The organism is Tatumella citrea (assembly GCF_002163585.1).
Lineage (GTDB): Bacteria > Pseudomonadota > Gammaproteobacteria > Enterobacterales > Enterobacteriaceae > Tatumella > Tatumella citrea.
Genome location: NZ_CP015579.1, coordinates 322,530 through 341,543, shown reverse-complemented (window position 1 = coordinate 341,543; position 19,014 = coordinate 322,530). Strand labels below are relative to the sequence as shown.

Here is a 19,014-nt window from a genome sequence, read left to right as displayed (position 1 = left end):
TCGCCCTCAGACCAACAACACCCGCCAACTGAATCAGAAACTTAATCACAGAATCAGCCCCCCCTACAGAATACAGGGATAAATCATCTATGAATTCATAGTGATAAACCATTTGCCTGAACCGTCACCTGACAGTATTGTAAAGAAATAGTTAACTATGTAATCAAATAATTATCCGGTAGCGCTAAGTCAGCTACCTTCTCCGGCCGGGAGGTGACTGATCTCCCCGGCGACTGCGGTTGATACAAAACTGGCTACCAAAATCTTTCAGTGAAAACGGGACATCACCATGGAACAAGAGGCCTGGCTTACCGTCGGCAAAAGAGTAATACAGGACTTTACTGAAACCTCTACCCGGCTGGTCCCGGAAAAAATCGAACTGACAGTAAAGGAGTTTGTGAATTTTGCCTTCCGGATCCACCTGCAACTGGGTTTTCGCCTGCAGGAACAGCGCACCACCCAGCCAGGGTACATTTCTGCCGGTGAAAATCGTCGGGTATTTACCCATGCCAGTGAATATTCTCAGGCCCTGAAAGCAGAGAGCAGTGCCGTCTGGTCACGCACAGAAACGCTGCGTGAAGCCAGGGCATTAGTACTCTCACAGCAATATGGGGAGTTGCGCCAGGCAACGGTCATCTACTCACATCCGCGTCAGCTGTGCCATACCGAAGATTGTCATAACTGCCACGGCCGTGGCAGGATCAGTTGTTCCGGCTGTTCAGGTTCCGGCAAAAATAGCTGTCACGGCTGTGGCGGCAGTGGCCAGATCACAGAACAGCGGACGCATTACGACCATTACACCAAACAAAACCGTTACGAGAATGTCTATGTCTCCTGCTCATCCTGTTACGGCAGCGGAAAAATCAGTTGTCGTCAGTGCGGCGGTTCAGGCCATCAGAGCTGCTCCCCCTGTAATGGTACCGGTGTACTCAGCGAGATCACCCGCCTGCAGACCGTGGTTATTCCGGACTATCAGTTGGTCTACTTTAATAGTGATGTTCCGCAGTATGTTAAAGACGGGTTATACAAAACCGGCCTGCCTGACCTTGAACAGGTGGGTCAACTTGTGCTGATCTCTGACAATACGGATGAAGAGCATTATCAGGTGAATTTTCTGTTCGATGCCAGCGTTCCGTTTGCCAGACTGGACAGCCCGCTGCCGCAGTTGCACAGTGACGAGCAGGTCATCCACTGGATAATCTATGGTAGTGATCCACAGATTCTCGACTCCGGGCATGTGGTTGAGCGCATGCTGAAAGGCGACCTGGATGAGCTGGTTCTTGTCAGCAAAAAGAGCCGGCTCCTGAACCCGTTTATCGCCTGTTTCAGCCGCAAGACGCTCCGGACGTTTATGGAATCGGAATCCCATCAACAGATGTTGCAGGGCAACGCCAAAGGTCTGAGCGGGAAATTGCTGAGTGAGCAACTGAACCGGAGTTTGTCAGAACCTTACATCGAAGAGTCGCTCTCCAGCCTGCGTTCGCTGAGCCGGGCGATTCAGAACTGGTCAGTGATCAAATGGATTATTTTCAGCAGCCTGCTCAGCTGGCTGCTGATGCCGTTATTTACCGCATTGAATCATGCCTGGTTTCCTATTCCAGACTCAGGCAGAGTCTACCTGACGCCTTTTACCCGCTGGGATAGTCAACATCATATTCTGGCCTCTCTGGAATTACTGGGACGTTATTGTGGATTATTTACTGCGGTCTCGGGTCTGATCATCCCGGCGCTTGGCTATGGCTGGCTCCGTTTTCGGGCCAGACAGTGCCATGGCCCGGAATGGTCACAGTGGAGTCTGGCAAAAGGAGGGGGGCGCCATCGCTGGTTGCTCAGCCTGGTCACCAGCCTGCTGTTGAGCGGAATATTACTGGCCCTGTTGCCGATCTGGCTGACGCCGTCGGGATCACTGTTTGACGTGATCCCCTTTGAAACTCAGGCCCGGCAGATTTTGCATTTTATCGGACAGTTTTAGCCAGTTTTCACTGCGGCGCTGCGAAAATTTACAGCGCCGCATCCTGCCGGTTAGCGGAAATTACTGCCCCAGATCACGCAGTTTTTTCCCGGCCATCAGGTTTCTCTCAATATGTTCCAGAGTAATCCCTTTAGTTTCCGGCACCAGCAGAAAGGTGATAACGATAAACAGCAAATTAAAGCCGGTGTACAGCCAGAAAGTCCCCGCAGCACCAATCGAACTCAGTAACGACAGGAAGGTCGCACCGATAATCATATTTGCTACCCAGTTTGTGGTGGTAGAACAGGTAATACCGAAGTCACGGCATTTCAGCGGCTGAATTTCAGAACAAAGGATCCACACCACCGGTGCGGCGCTCATCGCATAACCACCAATACACAGCATGGTCATTCCGACAGAGACCCATGACAATCCTGAGCTGATCTGCCCTGCCCCGGCTTTCATCAGGCAATACCCCAGAACAAGGGTTGCAAATGCCATCACACTGAAGCCAATTTTAAGAATCGGTTTTCTGCCAGCCTTATCCACGGTAAACACTGCGATAAAGGTGGCAAACATAAATGTCAGCCCGACAACCACGGTGGCAATCATCTGCTGTTGAGTGCTCTGGAATCCAGCCATTTTAAAAATCTGTGGCGCGTAATACATGATGATATTCATCCCGGTAAACTGCTGCATTCCCTGCAACACCATCCCCAGAAATACCGCCCGCCGGACATTCGGGTTGCTTCTGAACAACGCAAAACCTCCCTGTTTCATTCGCAGGCTTTCCCTGATTTCGTTCAGCTCCTGGCGGGCCTTTTCCGAGGTGTCACGCAGCATACGCAACACTTCTTCCGCTTCAACATGCAACCCTTTTGCCGCCAGCCAGCGCGGGCTGTTCGGCAAGAAAATCACCATAAACAGCAGTACCACTGCAGGGATCGCCAGAACCCCCAGCATGGCTCGCCAGTTGCCGCTAAAACTAAAAACGGTATCCGACAAAAACGCCACAACAATCCCGAAGGTGATCATCAGCTGGTACAGGCTAATCATCTTGCCACGCACCTGCTCCGTCGCCATTTCTGAAAGATACAGTGGTGCACTGTAGGACGCGATGCCTACCGCCAGTCCCAGCAACACCCTGAACGCCAGCAACATATCCACTCCGCTGGCAAAAGCAGAACCGAGAGAACCGATAATAAACAGCACGGCACCCGCCATCAGGCTGTATTTACGCCCCAGACGGTGCGAAACCCAGCCATTACACAGTGCCCCCAATGCCGCGCCCAGCATCATACTGCTCACCACCCACTCCTGCTGATGCCCGGAGAGCTGGAAGTGTTCGGTAATAAACGGCAGTGCCCCGGAAATCACCCCGATATCCAGCCCAAACAGTAACCCGGCCAGCGCCGCAGAAACCGAAACGAACATATTCATTTTTCTGACTTTTGACTGGTGGTCAGCACCATATTCAACCACATGGTTTACATGAGACATCATTAAGCCCCGCTTATTCAGCATGTAATATTGAGCCAGCTTACAAAGCAGACATCCCGGGGGGTTAGAGACTAAGCATCCACGTATATGGACAATTCAACTGAAACAGATACTCCTGTGACGGAGATCTCACTCATCTGGCGGGAGATTACACAAACTCTGTAACATAATGACATAATTCACTGTTCTCCTGAAAATCTACAAAGCACAGCAGCTGTGCTGCATTTCAGGGGAATGGAAAGCCACAGAACATCAGGTAAGTAGCCGGAAAGATATGGAGTATTTTCCTGACCTCACCGGGAGAACGGCGAATGACCAGCAGGAGTTATTGGATGAAATATCGGGCTAACCGTATTTCAGCAGGAATTATATTATTCGTAGCCATCGCGATATCTGGTTCAATAATAGTTCCCCCCTTGCGGTTTTGGCGATTAAATTAATATTAAGCATCATGGAAAAAACAAGTCATTGATAAATTTACATATTTAGTCTTATTTTCAGCTATCCACTCAATTGACTTTCGGTTTTTTACTATGCTAGATTCCAAAATCATAATAACGAGATATTCTGATGACAACCTCTCTTCGACTGAATAAATCTGCCTCCCGGGCGGTTCAGTTACTGGAATTTCTTTCCGGTTGTGAAAAAGCTCCGACCCAACAGGAAATCAGTGAATATTTACACCTGCCCAAAAGCAGTACCTATGAACTGGTGTATACGCTGATGGCTACCGGAGTGGTGGAATATGATAACGAAGATTTAAAAACCTTCCGTCTGGGAATTAAGGTATTTGAGATCGGCATGAGTGTTTTACAACGCTCCGGATTTCATCAGATAGCGCGGCCTCTGCTGGAAAAGCTCAGCAGCGAAACCAATGAAGTGGTATTTCTGGCCATTGAGAATGACGGTGAAGTGGTTTATCTGGACAGGGTCGAAAAAGAACGAAATCTTGCCAGATTTGCTAACACTGTGGGTTCTCGCGGACCGATGTACTGCACCGGGCTGGGGAAGGCACTGCTTGCCACCTATCCGACGGACAAGGTCAGTGATATCTGGCAGAAGTATCAGTCACAGCATCAGCCTTTTACCGAAACTACCCACACCAGTCTGCCCTCACTGCAAAATGACCTGCAACAGATCAGGCTGCGGGGTTATGCGATTGATAATGCTGAACGGGCCACCATCACTTATTGTGTGGCAGCACCGGTATATGACTATTCCGGCCAGGCCGTTTGCGCTATCAGTATTTCCTGCATGCTACCGGCTATGAAAGCCGGAGATTCAGAACGTTATGGCAACAGCATCAACGCGACCGCACTGGAGATATCCCGGCAACTGGGGTTTCGCGGTAAAACACTTTATCCCTGATCTGCCGGATCACTACTCTCCCCGCCATTACTGACGGGGAACGGATATTGTGGATGACTGCTACAGTGAATATCCGACCACACTCTCAATATATTTTCTGGAATCTGCCAGTACTTCGGTGATGCGCTCTAATGAGACTTTGTCTTCGGATCTCACCGGGAAAGTATCGGCTTTACGATGCATACGCAGTGGAATTTCCAGACTGCACGGGATCTGCCGCTCAGCCAGTTCCACCAGAATCTGCCGGTAATCCAGATCTCCCTGACCGATAGCCGGGAAACGGTATTCGCCATTGCGTTTCTGCACATCCTTTACATGAAAATGAGTCGCACGCGGCAGCATAGCTATTGCATCAGCAATCGGGTCGATATCACTTCTCATCGATAAGGTATTTCCCGGATCAACGTTCAGACCCACAGAGTCCTGTGCAATTTCATCCAGCGCCGCAAATACCTCTTCGGCACAGGTCATAAAGTTGTAATTAGGATCGCCGCCATTTTCCAGACAGATAATGCAATTATGTTCACGGGCCAGAGGTGCCAGTTGTTTCAGGTTACTGACGATAATGTCGTGAAATTCCTGTTTACCCGGGGAGATATTCAGATATTTGACGCCAAGTTTACCGGCAAAACGGATGCGGGCAGAGAACTGATCAATGGCATCTTCACCCGACAGAGGTACCGTACAGCCGAGTGCATGCATTCCCAACTGATGTTTTTCCAGCAACTCCTTCACATGACGGGCATGTTCATCTTCGAACAACGCAGCATTCAGATTGCCGACATAGCCCTGGTTATAGGCAAGCTCCACGAACTTAAACCCGGATTTTTTAATCACCGCAAAGGCGGTGTCCAGATCCCAGCCATCGAACATCGCGGTGTTGACGCCAATAATTAATTTGTTGTCCATCGAATCCTCATAATAGCTTGTGCAGGTAATGAAAAATGGCCCGGCACCTGCCTCTATATGTTCTCTGCTGCACTCTTTACTCAGAAATATGCCCGGACAGCCGGTGGTGAGCGCCACTGATAATCGCCATTGCACACAAACACTGCTGCCGGTGAAACAGATTCCGCTTCACCGGCTCACTCATAGCACCGAAAATAGTCATGCAGGTAGTCATCAGGGCTTAAATCAGACAGATGTTCACATATACGAACCAGGTTCTCAGATATAAATAAAAAAATACGCTGATATCGATCCCTGTCAATCAGGCCACTCTCTTACCGGTTGATTCTGTGACTACCATCACTGATATTCCGCTGTCGGGCCAGCCGACAGATGACCTTCCCCGCAGCTATCCCACAGCCTGAAGGGCGACAGTCGCCGTAATAAGCAGCCGTTTATTGCTAAGACCGGTTGATAAAGCCGGTGGCTTTCCGGGATAACAGAGTCACTGAGTGAGCCAGCATTTAGGGCAATATCCTCCGAAGATCTGTGATTAACAGCCATTAACCTGTAACAGTGAAAAACCGATACCGTTTCACAACCTGCTTCATATCCTGCATTGCATAACCCGTCAGTGATTCAGATATCGAACAAAAACAGCCAATTATGTGCTGAGAAACTCTGCGGCAACATTTAACCACTGCCCTGCCAGTAAAAAATGTTAATTATTAATGTAAATCATTAACTTAAGACAAACCAGAACATCAATAACAAAACCAGGCGAGCGATAATAGTGAAGCAAGCCTACCTTTCTGTTACATTTGTACATCTTTGAACGCAATTAAGTTACAAAAAAGGCAAGGTCAGACAATTCTGTTGGGTATATAGTTTGTTTTTAACGCCGAAATGATTCGTTTGAAAAATGAAGTTGTTTATTAAAATTGCTTGTTCGTTTATGGTTGGCATCAATACACTGGTCACTAATGAATCGGTAACATTCCCAAAAAATAATAAAAAAGCAGTCCTGTCTTCAGTATTTACCTGCAGATTTCCCTGGTTAATTTCATCATCTCCTCCTTCTGGCTTCACTGTCTGACCGATAATTTTACTTTCCGGCCGGGCCTGTATTTTTAGGTTTTAGCTTGTCAGCTTAAATATTTTTATATTGCACTGAAATTACTATTTCCCGGTAATTTCCCGGTGCTGCCAGCTCATTTTTCCCTGATGGAGAAGTCAGTGAATAGTAACATCATTCGTGATCTTGTTGTATGGGTTGAATCTCATATTGAAGATAACCTGCAGCTTGACGATATTGCAGAAAAATCCGGTTATTCTAAATGGCATTTGCAGCGGGTTTTTAAAGAAACGACCAGTATGACTCTGGGGAATTATGTACGACAACGTCGTTTATCCCGGGTGGCGATTGATTTAAGGTTAACCAGTCAAAGTATCATTAATATTGCCGAAAAATACTGTTTTGATTCGCCGCAGTCTTTTTCAAGAGCGTTTAAAAGCCATTTTAAAATCTCTCCCGGGGGTTATCGCCGGTCGGAAAACTGGATAACCCAGGGAATTCTGCCCGCGCTTTACACCAGCGTTCATCACGCTTCGACCCCTGTCAGGCCTGGTTTTGCTGCTGCTCTCCCTTGCCGTCACATCGGGCCATTGCCCTATGATGTTATTCCTTTAAAATTTTATTAAATTGCAGACTGAAAGTGGTAAATAGTCTTTAAATTAATTCTTATTTATCAGTGTATAACAATAGCATTGTCAGGGTTAACAATGAAAAACAATGCTTCTCTTCGGGACTGTTTTAAATCCCCGGAAAACAGAAGATATTTTCACCCACGGCCATGTTCAGCAGAAACAGAGAATAGCCATAAATGTTAATTTACCGGTAAAAAACCCGTTGTCCCGGTGGTGGCAGAGGACTAAGATCCGTTTCGCAGATGATGCAAACAATTAAATATAAACCTAGTGGTATTAAAAAATGAAACCTGTACGGTTCGTAGCAATAGCAGTCGCGTTATTCACAATCAGCTCCACTTCTTTTGCCGCAACAGAAATTAGTAAGAGTGAGTCATCCGGTCTGAAAAACATGGGAAATATAAATGTGATACAAAACATGGACGATATCCATGAAAATGACATTTCCCGTAAAGCTGATGCAGCAGGAGCGGATTATTATGTGATTAACACCGCTGGTTCTATTGGGAATGGGTCAAACAGTATAATCAGCGCAACTATCTTTGCTAAGAATAAATAGTTACTCACTGTTATCAATAATATTGAGTGAAATATGGCCACCTGCGGGTGGCTTTTATATTTCTGCTGACACAGGTTAATAATAAAAGAGATGAAAGAGGCACCACTGTCGCAGTTCCTGATGCCCGCTATTCACCGCAGTTTTATGGAAGAAATGCCGGAATCACACCGCCAGGCCCTGCCTCATTTCATCCTGCACAGCCATCTGTTTAACCATCATTTTGCCGGCGCCCGGTTTTATAAATCTTATGGTAGATCTTGATAGCCGCGCAGGCGGCACCATAGCCATTGTCGATATTCATGGTCATGATAGCGCCACTGCAACTGGCAAGGCAGGAAGAGAGCGCCACCTGGCCACCAGCGGCAACCCCGTATCCTACCGGAGCTGGCACCGCAATAATGGGCGCATCGATTAACCCGGCCAGCACTGTGGGCAGAGCTGCCTCCATGCCTGCCACCGCGATAATGATGTCATAGCGCTGTAACTCCGGCAGAATACGTTGCAGTCGCCAGAGCGCTGCCACACCGACATCCTGAAACAGATCACAGCTGATACCGTGGTAGTTAAGGGTCATCTGAATTTCATGGCACAGCCTGGCATCAGAAGCGCCACCGGAAACCACCGCAATACAGGCCTCCCCGTCGGGTGTGACCTGTTCCCCGAGCACCGCACAGGCAGCCAGCGGGTCGTAGCTCAGTTGCGACTGAAATTCCGCCGGTAGCTGTGCTAATTTTTCTGACGACAGGCGGGTTAGCAGTAGCCGACGCTGCTGTTGCTGCGCCTGTCGCATTACTGCGCTTATCTGATCGGCAGTCTTAGATTCACAGAACACGGCCTCTTCAATACCACAGCGCTGATAGCGTTCAAAATCCATTACGATGTCAGACTTAATCATCCTTTAGCCTCCAACATTTTTAACGCCGACAAATGCACTGCCTTGTTTGTAACTGGTGACAGTCACCGGCAACATGGCCAGTGCCGGGGTCAGCAGCCGTGTCACTCCATCAATCAGGGCGGATTTTTTCTGCTCATCAAGAATCTGACAAACTGCCGGAGACAGCTGGATTTCATGCTGCTGATGACGAATGCGAAAACGTACCACATCAGTGTTCAAGTGCGATTTGATAAAGGTTTCAACATTATCAACAACCTGCAGATCCTGCTGATTGATGGCAATACCGGTTTCGATACGACTCGCCAGGCAGGGAGAGGCAGGCAGATCTTTAAGATCATCAAGCCCGAAATGGCTGGCGATCTGGCGGATCATCCGTTTGTCGATCTCCAGTTCAACATAGGGTTGCAGCACATTATTTTCACGTGCGGCAATAAGCCCCGGACGATAATCACCGAGATCATCCAGGTTAGTGCCTGTCACCAGATAACCGGCATCCAGGCCAGTCATTTTCTCGAACAGGCAACTTTTACAGTAGTAACAGCGATTGACCGGGTTCGCTTTATAGTCTGAATTTTCGATCTCGTTACTGGTAATAATTTTCAGATTCCAGTGGTAGCGACTGGCGTAATCCGCCACCCGTTGCGCGTCGGCAGAAGGAACCGCCGCAGAGGTGGAATGGGCTACCAGAAATTCCCCGCCCTCAATCTGGTTTGCAACAAAGGCCAGTAACATGCTGTCAATACCGCCACTGGTGGCAATGGTACAAGGCTGATGCGCCCGGAACCAGTCAGTCAGCCGGGTGATTTTTCCGGTGACTGACTCAGTGTTTTCTGTGACTAACTCTGTGTTCATCAGTCGGTACCTCTGTTGCTCTTGCGGTTAACGGCCAGCGTTTCAACATGATATTTTAGCTCAGCTGACACAGCGTAATTGTGTTGCACCTGCTGCCATGCATCTGCTTCCAGCTTCGCGGTGAAACTACCATCCGGCCGCGTGGCAATTTTTACCGGCCACTGCTGGTGCTGATATTCCACTTCACTGGCCTGGCGCGGCAGTTTAAACCGGGAACTCAGCCAGTAACGAACTCCCAGCGTGGTGGTCAGCAGGAAGATCTGCTGGCAGATGTCCTGCACTTTCTCCGGGACACACAACAGTTCTGTCCGGAACAGCAATCGTTGTTTTTTACCACTCAGGCAGCTGGCGGACAGTTCGATCACCTCAGGGATCTCTCTCAGTTTCTGCTGTGCGATCGCCAGGGCTTCTCCGCTCATATCATCAATATCAAACTGGATGATCATGACCTGATCCTGTAACTCATCCTGAACCGCAGGCTGATCGGCAGTAAATGCACAGATCCGCAGAATATTCGCCAGCCGGGTAAACTGGCGTTTACCGCATCCGTATCCGTCTCTGTACAAACTCCCGATTGGGCGGACCGACTGATTTTCTGCCAGCCAGGATAAAATAGCCGCCCCGGTGGGAGTTACCCGCTCCCCGGTTTCGTCGTCATGACTCCAGCGGAAAGATTTCAGCAATTTAACTGTGGCCGGAGCCGGTACCGGCAAATCACCATGAGCACAATGAACGGTGCCATTCCCCCACGGCAAAGGCGAGAAAGACCAGCTGCGCGCCCCACTGCGCAACACCAGAAAAACAGCACTGATAATATCGATAAGCGCATCATCTGCCCCGACTTCATGCAGATGAATCTGGTCTACCGGGATGCCATGCACTTCGCTTTCAGCCTGAACCAGCCGCCGATAAATATCCGATACACCCTGACGGATTTGCGGATCACTCACCTGCTGTATCCGCTGGTCAATCTCTGCGAACGAGTAGTGATGATGATCAGTGCCATTGGCATGTCGGCTTAGCGACGGTGCAGAAGAGGTTTGCGGGGTAAAGACAATGTGGTTTTTGTCATCAAAAACGGCATTTTTCTTCATCACCAGGAAGCGTTTGCCGCAGATATCCTTCTGAGTCATCGGCCGGGTCGCTATCTGGTAACTGTCAAAAAAAGCTAAGCTCGCCAGCTGCTGCTGCAAAGGTTCAGTCAGTTCAGGAAAGGCATCCAGCATTGCGGCACAGAACATATCTCCTGCCATGCCACCAATAAAATCCATATGTACATGCATCTCTGCCCCCTAATCCTGTACATTCATATTTATTCTGACAGCCAGTGCTGGCTATTTTTCCGCTCTCAGTGCCTACAGAATACGAACCTGCTCAGTACGCTTTTTTTGCAAGCTCGTCACCGTAATGTGACCCGTGGCACCTGTTATCCGGCCCCGGATTCTCTGTCGCCTGTCGCTACCTGCCCGGGTTTATCCCTACACGCGGAATAATCTTTGTGTCCTTCGGCCGCCTGCCAGGCCTTATACAATCCTCTGTTTTAGTATAGGCACTGTGAACGGCCATGCAGCCCTGTGGCTGCGTCTCTGTGAACTGCGGCTTAACTGCTGACGTTATCTGTGTTCAGGCCGGCGATCATCAGCCGGCCCCGGAAATGCTTTTTATAACGGCTGATTGTCGGATGTCAGCTGGGCTATCTGTTTTTTACGACGTCTGCTCAGCCAGGCAACAATCATCGGCATGCAGAGCGCCGTGACAATCACCGAGGTCGCCACCTGGGCGGTCGCAATTTTTTCATACGGAGCCCAGCTGGGATCAATCAATGCCATCGCCGCCGGGGTCGCTACCGCATTACCTGCAGTTGTCCCAATAAATGCCCCGGAAAGCACCGGCAAACTTTTACCTTTGCGGGCAAAGATCCAGTTCATAATGAAATAGCCGAGGATCCCGGTCACCAGCATAGTGATCACTCCCAGCAAAATTCCTGAGATTCCGGCTTCAAAGATATTTTCGACATGCATACCCGCACCAATCGGAAACGAGAAAAACGGGATGGTCAGCTTCTGGCCCGGACGGAAAAAGGCACGCAGTTCAGGATCGAGGTTACCGAGAATGAATCCCAGCACCAGCGGAATTAAAATGGCGACAAAGTAAGTGGCAGGAATCACTGAAATACCCGTAATCCCAAAAGTCAGCATGGTAAAGAATGGACCTTCGTTCAGCGACACCACAGACACCGCACCACGATCGCTTTCATCGCCATAAGCATCGGCCAGGGCCGCATAAACACCAGCATTGGCATTACTCATGGCGGCAACCATTGCCAGCGGGGTCAGCCCCAGAATACCAACATGCCCATAAAAATAAGCGGTAAGCAGCCCTATTATTGAACCAAAGAACAGCTTAATCAGGGTTAATGAAAAGCCTTTCGCCATAGGCATTTTGGCTTCTTTTATTTTAATCTGCGAACCGGCAAAGAAAATGAATAATGATAATATGGTGTAACCGCCGGTTTTAAATAACGCAGTAGTAAATAACCCTACATTTAACACTTCCGGAAAAAAAGTATTAGTGAGCATTCCCAGTATCAGGGGAACGACCATTAACCCGCCAGGTATACGTTCAACAGCTCTTAATATTTTCATCTGGGCACCTGTTATTATGTAGGGGTTAGCACCGGAATGATATCCGGTGCATAGGTAAGACTTTCCAGTATTTTTTAAAGGGGCTTAGTGCCGTTACTCAATAATTACAGATACACCATCCGGTATTACCGTAACCCGGGCGTTTTCTCCCTGTAGTGAGAATGCTTTATTAATTGCATCCTGCAAATCCGGACTGTGATCCAGTTTCATATCCAGAATAATTTGAGGCGAAATTAAATCGGTGACAAAAATAACATGGAAGCGGGACATTACCCGCGCCAGAATTTGTGACTGCCATTGATCAGGAATAGTTTTATCGGCCGGGGTTTTCTTCGCATCTTCAATAATGTCATTGACGTCTTTGGCGTCTCTGAAAGTATTAAAAAAGCCGCTTCCTCCATGACCATCACGGGCACCGGCGACCATAATTATCACTCCGCCAGGTTTGGTGGTGGCCTCTGCTGCTGTCATTCCTTTTACTGCCTGATAAATATTCTGATCCAGCGGATAACCCCCATTACAGGTAATAGTGATATCGCTTTCCAGTTTACCGGCACTCATGGTTTTACGCACAAACTGGCAGCCCTTTTCGTGGGCCGTCACTGCATCACCCGAGAAGCAGCCGATAATGCGTTTATCATGGTCCAGCACAACGTTCACAATAAATTGTAATGCCGACAGTTTTGCCGCGTAGACCATATCCTGATGAATCGGGTTACCTGTCAGATTCCCTGTACGGGCTTTCAGTGAATCGATAAATACTCCGTTATGGTTTCCGACCACCGAGGTATATCCGGCAACGCCCGGGAACACCGCTTTGCGCCCTCCGGAGAAACCGGCGAAAAAGTGCGGTTCAATAAAGCCTTCGGCCACCAGCAGATCACATTCCACAGCCAGTTTATTGATGACGCAACGGGCTCCGGAAGGCAGCACACCGATATCGGTTAAACTGCTGTCATCGCGGGAATCATGAACAATGATGGTCTCGTTATCGAAAATTTCCTGCCCGTATTTAGCAATCAGCTCTTCTTTGGTTGAAGCGCGGTGAGTACCGGTGGCAATCAGGATAGTGATTTTCGCATCCGGGCTGACACTGCGAATACGCCGCAGGATAATCGGCATAATAATGGCTGATGGCACCGGCCGGGTATGATCGGAACTAATGACTACAATATCTTTTTTACCGGCGGATAACTGCTCCAGCGTGGGTGAATCAATCGGGTTATCCAGCGAATTTTCAACCAGTTGTTGCTCACTGGTCTGGTAGCTGGATTGCAGAAATTGTGAGTTATCAACGACGATAGTACCGTGAAAGTTTTTATCCGGAATTTCTCCGGTCTGGTAGCCGTGATCATATTTCAGTTTAATATCAACCATAACGCCCTCTTTCGATACTTATTGCAACCATTTATCGGCTCGACGGTATTTCGCTAAATAACAGGCACAAAAGCTGGTGAGCTCTGGTTAGCGGTAATAAATCAATTATGGCCCCGACATTGCGGAGTGTAATTATTAATCGGCACAGAAATTAATAATAATTTGCGGTGATTTTTGTGGGATTCTACAACCCCCTGTCTGGTCGATCACATTTCCTGGCCGAAGGTGATATGGCCCGCGATTATCTTAAAAAAACCATATTTTTCGCCGTAATCAGACCCGGATCATAAATATCAGCCACAATCTTCTCTGCAACTCTCACGGGGTATTTTCGCTGTCCAGCTGTAATGCCACATATAACAGCAAACGGTCGTCAAACTTACCCAAATCCAGGCCGGTAAGTTCAGAGACACGATTAAGCCGGTACTCCAGCGTATTACGATGAATAAACAGCTCTTTTGCCGTGTTCCCTGCCTGGACATTACAACGGAACCAGCAGTCCAGCGTCCGGCGCAGCAACCCGTTATTATCCGAGGCTTTCAGCTGGTTAAGCGGGATAGCCAGTTCTTTGGCCTGCCAGCCGCCCCGCAGGCTGTCGAGCAGCACCGGCAAAATCAGATCCTGATAGCAGTAACAGCGCTGTGACGGCATACGCTGCTTACCAACGTTCATAGTGGCACGGGCGGTCCGGTAAGAACGGGCAAGGCCGCCCGGCCCGGAAAAATAGTTACCCAGAGAAAAACGTACCCGTAACTGGCTGCTCTTTTCGATACGCGCCACCAGATTTTCGATGCGCCTGCGTTGTTCTTCAGCATCCCACTGGCCGTGGCTGTTAAGCGCCGGTCTGAGCACCACAATTTCGGTCAGCGATACGATTGCTATCAGGTTATTTTGCTCCGGGGTCATCAGCAGCGTCTGCAACTGCTGCAACTCATCCATCGCACTGCCGACCCCCAGTTGCCCGCTATCGACCTCGACCACCGCCGCAACCCGCGGCTGGTTCAGATCAATCCCCAGCCGCTGGGCCCACTCCACCAGCACTGAAGGCAACTCATCGGAGCGTATAAGATTCAGCACCAGCTCTTCACGCAGGCGGCTGTCGCGGGCCAGCATATGCAACAACCGTGACTGCTCCAGCATCATCTCTGCCGCCATCTGCACCAGTTCGCCGTACTGGTGCAATTGCCCTGGATTACCGGTCAGCCCTATTACCCCGACAATCTCTTTATCGACCCGCAACGGAAAATTAACCCCCGGCTTCACCCCGTGCAGCCGGCTGGCCACGGCCTCATCAATATCGACAATCCGCCCCTGTGACAGCACCAGCAACGCACCTTCGTGCATCTCGCCAACCCGTTCAGGATCGCCACTGCCAATAATCCGCCCGCCGGAGTCCATAACATTGATATTGCAATCAATGATCTGCATGGTACGTACCACAATATCCCGCGCCAGTTTGGCCGTCAGATGATATGACGCCATATAAACCTCACTCGCTAAACTGCTCAGTGCATCAGCTTATAGTTGAGACCATATTGTGCATTTATACAAATTGGAGAGGAGAGCGGGGTCAGGAAGAGCAATAAACCCGCGTCAGCAGAGAGGCCCAGGTGAACCGGAGTTCAGGGCCGTTAGTGGCAGGAAAACCAGCGGATTCGGGTGACAGTTAACGGCTTTTATCAGCCAAACCTGCCCGGCAGACGGGCAGGTTCAAGGGGTCTGCATCAGATAAAACGTTGTTCCAGGTTGGTATAAATTGCCCTGATTTCAGCTTTCGCCGCTTCGCCCTGATGTACCATCGACGTATCATAACGCTGATATTTTTCTTCCCGCGCTGCGCTGAACCAGTTGTAAGAACCGATACATAGCATTGCATCATCGCCAGTCACAATTTTACTGTGAACACGGTCGACCAGCCGGGTACTGACTCCAATATCATTAAGTTTTGTCATCGCCTGTGCCAGCCATTGCTGTTTTTCCAGAGATTTTGTCGCATCATCATCTTCAGTATTAAAGCTTTGGTCTGTGACGACGGTAATACTCACCCCACGGGCCCGCGCCTGACTCATCGAGGCCAGAAAACCGGTCTGTTCCAGCCTTCTCCATCTCAGCCACGGCGACACAATCAGGATACTGCGACTGACACCGGCCAGAGAACGGTTAAGAAAATCATCATGTTCTTCCACTCCATGCAGGGTGGTCATCAGCGTATGAGTGTCGGTTAAATCTTTTCGTTCAGGTAACTCAAATTGCAGGGCATTGGCGGCAGATGCAAAGATATATTTTGCCAGTAACCCTCGCGGCGAGGATGGCGGCTGAATCTCGAACAAATCCATATCACCAAACACCAGAAAGCTGTCTTTGGCCCGCGAAACAGCAACGTTCAGCATGCTGTTACTGCTGTCAATAAAGCCACCATCTTCGTGCTTGGAATAGACCGGAGAGAACAATACAATGGCACGTTCAGCCCCCTGAAGTGAATGCACGGTACCGACTGTCAGGGAGTGTTCACCACCATCTGCAACAATATCGTGTTTAGCCAGCGCAGCCTTAATAGCACTCACCTGTGCCGCAAACGGGGTCACTACGCCAACCAGACTATGCAGTGGTTTCCTGTAATGGCGTTCTATCTGCTGCTTATTCTCAGCCAGCCAGCCAGCGATGGTCTCTGCTTCAACGCTGTTATAACGACTGCCGCTATTAGCCTGCTGGCCCAGTCCGTCAATATGCAAATAGCCCATTGCCGGGAATAGTGCGTCTTGCTGCACGCCCCGTTTAGGTTGTAACTTGCCGTGGTAACAAAGTTCGTTACAGTAGCCGATAATATTATCGAAGCAGCGACGATGTTCGTACAAATACATGCCACGCGACAGATCAGGGTCGTAATGGTAACGGGAAGCAAACTGGGCAACTTTCATTACACTGCCAGAGGCCGCACTCTTACCTGAATCACCGATCAGTCGGTAAGTGTCAGCCAGTTGCTGCTGCGAGTCACCGTGCAGAATTTCTGCCTCCAGCATATTGCCAATATCTATCGCCGGAGTGCTGCTCCAGATCGGGGCTATCTGGTCGGTATCACCAATGACTAACGCTTTTTTCGCCAGCGCAAAAGAGGCAGCCGCCACTTCCGGCAATACTTGTCCGGCTTCATCGACTATCAGTAAATCGGCGAGGTTATAAAAATAGCTTTTATCAAACGGCATGCCCTGGCCGGCATATTCGCTGGTTTTCATATGATTAGGCAGCATATAGCAAGTCATCACCACACAAGGGGTGAGTTTCATCCTGCGCTGCCAGCGGGCCAGTACACTTTTTGCCCCGGTTCGGCCTTTTTCTTTAGCAGGATTATCGATAGCAGCCATATCCTCCAGCCAGCGCCCTTCCCAGTAATGGGTAGCCAGTAAAAATGCAGGGAAACGGATTTGTGTATCAGCCAGTTCGTCGGCGTTTGCCAGGCTCAGTTCATCGCTGCCGGAATAGCCCAGCTCACGGCCAATTTCCTGCCATTCCGCCGCCGCATCTTTTTCCAGAGTGATCATTTGCTGAGCATGATCAATTTGTTGCTGATATCCGGCCTGATTTTTTTGGCTCCTGACGATCAACCCTTCAAGATAAGCATCGACATCTTCCGGCAACCTGCCATGAAACTCTGCCAACCGGTGACCGAATACCTCATCAAGCAACAGTCGGATCTGGTAACCACGGCGGGTACGTACTGCGGGCAGCCAGCCAAACAGGGTAAAGATCATCGATTCACTGGCACGATATTCCTGCCATTTTTTCCGGCCACGGGTTAAATGCTCGATCTCACGGGTAGTATCCAGCAGTAACTGCTGTTGAGAAGCGAGATAGTGCTGAGGATTACTGCTCATTGCATTGAGCTGCTTTCGGGTATCCTGCAGTACCTGCCACTGCTGTGCGATTTTTTGCAGCCGTATCGAATGGTGGGTTAACTGCTGATGCAGAAGTTCAGTCACCTGCCCAACGGACTGGCACTCCCCGGCCGGAAACGCCAGGCGGGCTTTTTGCAGATAGTAAGCCCGGGCTGTTTCGGTATATGCCGGAGATTCCACACGGTTGAAAAAGTCTTCGGTCTGGTATTTTTTTGCCGCCTCAGCCTTGCCTCGTGAAGAAGGAAAATAAGCACCATAACTCTGCAAATCTGGCAGCCAGCGCCCAGCCATCGCGCCACTGCCCGCCCCAAAGTCTTTACCAAACGCTTCGATAATATTAGTCACTGCCTGATTATTGGTTGAGGTGGCAATGACTATGGGCGGTTCGGTCTGGTTGAGTGCCGCATTGGCCCATTCAGTGGCAATAATTGACAGAACCAGTGTTGTTTTGCCGGTTCCCGGCGGCCCGTTGACGGCCAGTATATCGCCGGTTTGTTGGGTCAGATAATGGCTCAGGGCATCCCGCTGGGCCATCGCCAGAGGAAACTTATCTCCCGAATGCCCCAGCCGCTGAGCAAACTTTGCATTGTCATCCAGCAACGGCTCAGAGGGAGACGGTTTTGTGGCGGCAAAGCGTGATAAAAGCGGAACCTCTTGTTTAGATTTCAGCAAATGATCGTACATTGCCAGAATATGAAAACCGGCACCGCCAGCCAGCGCTTCTTTCGTCACCAGACCATAGTCGGCCCGCTCATACTGTTCGTGGGTTGCCAGCCAATGGCCTGCCACGTGCGCTAACATTTCGTCTGACTGTTTCAGGTATGTTTGCCACCGCTGCTGATACCCGGCATGTCGCTGCGCCTGCTGTTCTTCAGTTTCATTCCCGGGTTCAGGCTCCTGTTCACTGGCAAAAGGCTCTGAACTGTGAGTGGTGAGGTACTGGTCATACTGAGCCATTTCTCCCACCGAGAACACGCCCTGCGGCAGAGGTTCCAGAAGATCACGCGGGATGGTAGCAGCAGCGGCGGGGAGTAGAAAACCCTCACGATTTAGCCGGGCAGAAAGCAGTAACGGGGTAACAACCTCCGGAATTCCGCCGGCCAGTTGTTTACCGTGCTGGCGTTGCAGGATCCAGACTTGCGGTCTGAGCATCAGTTCAACCGTTTTTACGCTGGCATCTTCACCGGCAAAACATTTGCGGACAAACTCCGCCTCTAACTGCCCGCCTTCGGCATCCCGCCACTGACTAAGTTTATCTGTATCGTCGGACTTAAATGCCCCTTTGCCGGAGTCTGCATCCGCTAACGTATTTCGCCAGTATGAAGTAAATCCTTTAGTATTACTGTCCATTGCTCATCCCATATCTTTCATAAATCTGT

At 49.6% G+C, this 19,014-nt stretch carries 13 protein-coding genes; 4 read left to right on the top strand and 9 right to left on the bottom strand.

Translation table 11 applies throughout. From position 1 onward, the window contains the following. Positions 1–289 precede the first annotated feature (289 nt). Positions 290–1,972 carry a DnaJ-like cysteine-rich domain-containing protein gene (locus A7K98_RS01780; RefSeq protein WP_087487005.1) on the top strand — a complete coding sequence of 561 codons (1,683 nt, stop codon included), beginning with the start codon at positions 290–292 and terminating at the stop codon, positions 1,970–1,972. A 60-nt stretch (positions 1,973–2,032) separates the two neighbouring features. Here A7K98_RS01780 and A7K98_RS01775 read toward each other — a convergent pair whose 3' ends face one another. Further along, positions 2,033–3,451, bottom strand: coding sequence for a sugar porter family MFS transporter (locus A7K98_RS01775; protein ID WP_169715428.1), 1,419 nt, complete (start codon positions 3,449–3,451; stop codon positions 2,033–2,035). Positions 3,452–4,021: 570 nt separating this feature from the next. Between A7K98_RS01775 and A7K98_RS01770 the strand changes: the two genes are divergently transcribed. Next, positions 4,022–4,819, top strand: coding sequence for an IclR family transcriptional regulator (locus A7K98_RS01770; RefSeq protein WP_087487004.1), 798 nt, complete (start codon positions 4,022–4,024; stop codon positions 4,817–4,819). Between the two features lie 60 nt (positions 4,820–4,879). On the opposite strand, the gene A7K98_RS01765 is transcribed toward A7K98_RS01770, so the two are convergent. Further along, positions 4,880–5,728 (bottom strand): sugar phosphate isomerase/epimerase family protein, encoded by an 849-nt coding sequence (locus tag A7K98_RS01765; protein ID WP_087487003.1) that lies wholly within the window; start codon positions 5,726–5,728, stop codon positions 4,880–4,882. Positions 5,729–6,943: 1,215 nt separating this feature from the next. Between A7K98_RS01765 and A7K98_RS01750 the strand changes: the two genes are divergently transcribed. Continuing rightward, positions 6,944–7,408, top strand: a complete 465-nt coding sequence (locus A7K98_RS01750; protein ID WP_157665817.1) for a helix-turn-helix domain-containing protein — start codon at positions 6,944–6,946, stop codon at positions 7,406–7,408. Between the two features lie 289 nt (positions 7,409–7,697). After that, complete coding sequence (locus A7K98_RS01745) at positions 7,698–7,973, top strand: YdgH/BhsA/McbA-like domain containing protein (protein WP_087486999.1); 276 nt, start codon at positions 7,698–7,700, stop codon at positions 7,971–7,973. Positions 7,974–8,181: 208 nt separating this feature from the next. On the opposite strand, the gene larB is transcribed toward A7K98_RS01745, so the two are convergent. The 7 genes from larB to A7K98_RS01705 all read right to left on the bottom strand — a co-directional run bounded on the left by larB (position 8,182) and on the right by A7K98_RS01705 (position 18,985). After that, complete coding sequence (gene larB, locus A7K98_RS01735; RefSeq protein ID WP_087486997.1) at positions 8,182–8,868, bottom strand: nickel pincer cofactor biosynthesis protein LarB; 687 nt, start codon at positions 8,866–8,868, stop codon at positions 8,182–8,184. A 3-nt stretch (positions 8,869–8,871) separates the two neighbouring features. Further along, the gene (locus A7K98_RS01730; RefSeq protein ID WP_087486996.1) at positions 8,872–9,720 is read right to left on the bottom strand and encodes an adenine nucleotide alpha-hydrolase family protein; all 849 of its coding nucleotides are present in this window, start codon (positions 9,718–9,720) and stop codon (positions 8,872–8,874) included. Beyond that, complete coding sequence (gene larC, locus A7K98_RS01725) at positions 9,720–11,003, bottom strand: nickel pincer cofactor biosynthesis protein LarC (RefSeq protein WP_087486995.1); 1,284 nt, start codon at positions 11,001–11,003, stop codon at positions 9,720–9,722. Before larC ends, A7K98_RS01730 begins: the two co-directional genes overlap by 1 nt. Positions 11,004–11,381: 378 nt before the next feature. Beyond that, a complete protein-coding gene (locus A7K98_RS01720) occupies positions 11,382–12,365 on the bottom strand; it encodes a 2-keto-3-deoxygluconate permease (protein ID WP_087486994.1) in 984 nt (327 codons plus the stop codon). A gap of 93 nt (positions 12,366–12,458) precedes the next feature. Further along, entirely contained in the window at positions 12,459–13,742 is a 1,284-nt protein-coding gene (gene larA / locus A7K98_RS01715) for a nickel-dependent lactate racemase (RefSeq protein WP_087486993.1), read from the bottom strand. Between the two features lie 318 nt (positions 13,743–14,060). Continuing rightward, positions 14,061–15,224, bottom strand: a complete 1,164-nt coding sequence (locus tag A7K98_RS01710) for a CdaR family transcriptional regulator (protein ID WP_087486992.1) — start codon at positions 15,222–15,224, stop codon at positions 14,061–14,063. A 242-nt stretch (positions 15,225–15,466) separates the two neighbouring features. Then, positions 15,467–18,985: an AAA domain-containing protein gene (locus tag A7K98_RS01705; RefSeq protein ID WP_087486991.1), complete on the bottom strand. Its 3,519-nt coding sequence runs from the start codon at positions 18,983–18,985 to the stop codon at positions 15,467–15,469. Positions 18,986–19,014: the final 29 nt, after the last annotated feature.